This is a genomic window from Bellilinea sp. (assembly GCF_034432615.1).
Taxonomy (GTDB): domain Bacteria; phylum Chloroflexota; class Anaerolineae; order Anaerolineales; family Anaerolineaceae; genus Bellilinea.
The window spans coordinates 1-4,311 of sequence record NZ_DAOUBL010000065.1 but is presented as its reverse complement, the minus strand read 5'-3'; the positions used below and the strand labels follow the sequence as shown (position 1 = coordinate 4,311).

Sequence of the window (4,311 nt, the reverse complement as noted above, 5' to 3'; positions counted from 1 at the left end):
GCTGCCAAGCCGAACGAATGTTAAAGAACTGTGGTTACTTCTGACTCAATTTTACAGAAAAAGGGTTGCATAATCATCCCGGAGTTGATTGACTTTAGTCAAAATCATCAATGGCAAGTAATATTGGTAAATGATGGATCTACAGATAGGACACCACAACTCTTAAGAACTTTTGAAAATGAAGAAAATGTGACCATAATTAATCACAAAGTTAATCGGGGTTACGGGGGAGCGTTGAAAACCGGGCTATCACATGTCAAGACACCTTTTGCGATTACGATTGATGGCGACGGACAGCATAATCTACAAGATGTTGAGTCGCTTTTTGAGTTTGCCGTAGAAAAAGATGCGGATTTGGTTGTAGGGTGGCGGAAAAGCAAACAAAATTCCGGTTTTTACCGGGAATTGGGTAAGGCATTTATTCGGCAATTTACTAAATTTTTAATGCCACTGGAAATCCATGATTTGAACTCCGGCATGAAATTGTATCGTACAGAGTTGGCTCAGAAATATATTCATATTTGCCCTAACTCAATGGCTTTCAGTGATGTCATCACATTGGTGTTTATTAACCAACGGCATTTGGTTTTGGAATATCCGATTACCATAAAACCCCGTAAGGCAGGCAGAAGCACGATAAGTACTTCAACGGCTTTGGAAACCTTACTGGAAATTTTGAATATTGTTTTGATGTTCAATCCTCTGCGTATCTTTCTTCCGCTTTCGTTGTTATTTATCGGATTTTCTTTGATTTGGGGAATTCCGATATTAATTGCAGGTCGGGGTGTTAGCGTGGGGACGTTACTCTTGGCCATAACGGGGGTACTTTTATTGGTTCTTGGACTGATTGCCAATCAACTCTCTGATTTACGAATCGGCTTGCTTTCTATGGTGATGAATCAAGAAGACCCAAGCCAAAAGGAAAAAATGGATTGAGATATTAATGCTCCACAATTAGTAAGTATGTTATTTTTTAATAATCGGGATGCTTATGATCTGCATTTTTGTAATTTCCTTAGGTTCATGCCTCAGATATAGAAGGGTAATGACCGGGATCGCTTTTTTGAATTCCGGCTATCGCTGATCATTGAAGTGGTAATCAAGAAGTGATGACATATTGCTTAACCAAAATTATTGACATTGCAGAATATCATGAGTAAACTTCCTCCAAAAGAAATCCTTAAGTAAACTTGGTTGCGTTCTTCTTAAGACCCATTGATTTCTGGAAATTCATAAAATCTCATTGAATTCATCTTAAAAACATAAAGGCTGCTTTGCTGATGATGGAAAACAATAAAACCCTGCCAAAAATTTCTATAATTACTCCGACGTTAAACCAAGCTGAATTTATTGAAAAAACAATTTTATCTGTGCTCAATCAAAATTATCCTGATCTTGAATATTTAGTATTCGATGGCGGCTCGAATGATGGAACTCAAGAGATTCTAAAAAAATATTCGAAAGATATAAAATGGCGGAGCGAGCCTGATCAAGGACAGTCCAGTGCTATCAATAAGGGGTTAAGAATTTGTAGTGGAGAAATCATTGGGTTTATCAATTCAGATGATCAATATGAACCAAGTGCTTTGTTGAAAGTGGGAAATTTTTTTGCTTCACATCCGGAAGCAATGTGGGTGACAGGTAAGTGTAAAATCATAAATGAGTACGAAAAAGAGGTATTCTCTTTTGTCTCATTTTATAAACACATTTTGCTAAGGTTTCATCATCCCTCACTTTTAGGGGTAGTAAATTATATACCCCAGCCATCAACCTTCTGGCGTCGAGAAGTATTGGAAACTGTGGGTTTCTTTGATGAGAGTCTTCGCTATGTCATGGATTACGACTACTGGTTTAGACTTTCACAACGCTATCGTTTATACTTCATCAACGAGTATTTATCTAAATTTCGAATCTATCCTTCCTCAAAAACATGGACAAGTGCAGTTACACAACAGGATGAAGAGGAAAATCTGGTCCGACGTTATGTGAATTCTAAATTCCTGATAAGCGCTCATCATTTTCATCGTCAACTTAATGTGTCTATTTACCGATTCTTGCAAAAAAAAATGAGATGATATGATTTTTTTGAGAGAATATCAAGATTATGCAACCCTTTTTCTGTAAAATTGAGCCAGAATTAACCACAGTTCTTTAACATTATATTCATCTTGCAGCGCACAATCTGCCATTCTGAACGGATTTCCATCAGCAAGGCTGAAATGAGCCTCAGACAAGAAGTCTCATTAGGAATAACATCTGTGACACTGGATCTGCGGCGAATCTTCCTGTTGACCCGCTTCGGGCTGTTGGAATTCTGCTAACCCACTACTATCGCCAGGGGGGAGATCTTTTTTTTGTAAGGATGGTACAATAACACCCTGTTGGAAGTGCAATTAATGTTTCGTTCTCTAACCCATACCCTGCCGTTGGCCGACCGCCGCCTTCAGCCGCGGCGCTGGGCCGTTTTTCTGCAGTGCGGGTCGGGGGCGGTGTGGGGCGGTTGGTGGAAGCAGGGCAGCGAAAACTGGGACCTGATCATCAACCACTACGACGCCACTTATGCCGGTAAAATTCCCTGCGATGTGGAATTCCGCCAGAGCGGTCGGCTGCCCGGCAGCAAGTTCACCGCCTTTTACAGCCTGCTGACCGAATACCCGCACATCCTGGACCCTTACGAGTACATCCTCTTGCTGGATGACGACGTGCAGTTTCCCGAAGGCGGCATCCAGCGCTTGTTTGAAATCACCCAACAAAACGACTGGGAAATGGCGCAAGCCAGCCTTTCGGCGGATTCCTTTTGCGCCTATCCGGTGTTCTTTAATTCCGGGCGCGGCGGCTGGCGGCGGGTCAACGGCGTGGAAATCATGATGCCGGTCTATGCCCGCCGCATATTCCCGTGGGTCAGGGAAGTGTTTGCCGAAAGCATCAGCGGCTGGGGGGCGGATGCAGCCCTGGCGGCGATTGGGATGCGCGAAGGCTGGCGCGCCGCCGTGGTGGATGAAGTGGTGGCGCGCCATCTCAAACCGGTGCTGGGCGAAAGCGGCGCCTATTACCAGATGCTGCGCCGCAACGGCATTGATCAGGAGCGCGAATTCGAATACCTGCAGAGCAAATACGGCTTCACAACCCCCCTCTTTTACGAGATGCCGGGCTGATCCAACGGCTGCAATCGAGTATAATTGGGGGAAATCACCGCACGGGGAGGCTGGAAAACCATGCACATCTGGCTGCTGACCGGAGAATACCCGCCGGACTATGGGGGCGGGATTGCCGCCTATGCCTTTCATACCGCTCAAATGCTGGCGCAGTGCGGGCATACCCTGACCGTGTTTGCCGCCAGCGAGGCGCTGCCGGACGGCACGCTCAGCGAGGAGATTGCCGAAGGCGTGCGGGTGGTACGTTTTGGACGCAATCAGGCGGCGCACAGCGCAGCCCTGGGCGAATTTGCCCGCTGGAGCCTGGATGCAGCCGAAGTGCTGGGGTCATTTCTGCGGCGGGAGGGTGTTCCGGATGTGCTGGAGTCGCAGGATTATCTGGGGCTGCCTTACTTTATTTTGCAGCGTCGCTGGCTGGGTGAAGCGGGGTTCTCTCAACTGCCGCTGCTGGTCACCGGCCACACACCCCTGTATCTTTGTTACCGTTATGACGGCCTGGCTGAGTATCGCTTTCCCGGTTGGTGGATTGGGGAGATGGAGCGGTTTTCCTATCTGGCCGCCGATTGGGTCGTTTTTCCCAGCGCTGCCCTGCGCCGCGAAGTTGAGAACGATTTGCCCGCCAGCGCCACATTTAGCAGCGTGGTGCCGTATCCTTACGAAGAAGCCAATCCTTTCGCCGCCGGGCTTTCAGCCGGTGAACGGCGCGGTTTTTTGTTCACGGCGAAAATAGAACGCCGCAAAGGAATTGAACCCCTCCTGAAAACCTTTGAGCGGTTGTGGCAGCAGGGGCTGGATGAGCCGCTTATCCTGCTGGGTGGAGATTGGTACGACGAACTACATCAACGCTGGATGAGTGAAATGCTGCACACCCGTTACCGCCCTTTCATCGAACGCGGGCTGCTGCAGTGGCGCGGTAAGCAGCCGCCGGCGGAAGTACAGCGAACCCTTCGTCTGGTGCGGGGAATGATCCTGCCATCGCTTTTTGAAAACTATCCCTTTGCCGTGCTGGAGGCAATGTCAGCCGGCTGCCCGGTAGTGGTTTCGGCCAGCGGTGGACATGCGGAGATTGTGGAGGATGCGGTCAGCGGATTTGTTTTTTCCCATCAAAAGCAGGGCGACCATGAGCAAAAGGTCAACGCGCTGTTGGGGTTGAACC

At 47.6% G+C, this 4,311-nt stretch carries 4 protein-coding genes and 1 pseudogene; 4 read left to right on the top strand and 1 reads right to left on the bottom strand.

Annotated elements, in window-relative coordinates:
• Positions 1-30: 30 nt before the first annotated feature.
• On the top strand, positions 31-936 hold the full coding sequence (locus tag VAE48_RS03320) for a glycosyltransferase family 2 protein (RefSeq protein ID WP_322791895.1): 906 nt from the start codon (positions 31-33) through the stop codon (positions 934-936).
• A 344-nt stretch (positions 937-1,280) separates the two neighbouring features.
• The gene (locus tag VAE48_RS03315; RefSeq protein WP_322791894.1) at positions 1,281-2,075 is read left to right on the top strand and encodes a glycosyltransferase family 2 protein; all 795 of its coding nucleotides are present in this window, start codon (positions 1,281-1,283) and stop codon (positions 2,073-2,075) included.
• 62 nt (positions 2,076-2,137) lie between these two features.
• Here VAE48_RS03315 and VAE48_RS17480 read toward each other — a convergent pair.
• Positions 2,138-2,308: pseudogene (locus tag VAE48_RS17480) on the bottom strand (transposase); the annotation flags it as partial.
• An 88-nt stretch (positions 2,309-2,396) separates the two neighbouring features.
• Between VAE48_RS17480 and VAE48_RS03310 the strand changes: the two are divergent.
• Positions 2,397-3,155 (top strand): hypothetical protein, encoded by a 759-nt coding sequence (locus VAE48_RS03310; RefSeq protein ID WP_322791893.1) that lies wholly within the window; start codon positions 2,397-2,399, stop codon positions 3,153-3,155.
• Positions 3,156-3,215: 60 nt separating this feature from the next.
• On the top strand, positions 3,216-4,311 hold a 1,096-nt coding region (locus tag VAE48_RS03305), incomplete at its 3' end, for a glycosyltransferase family 4 protein (protein WP_322791892.1).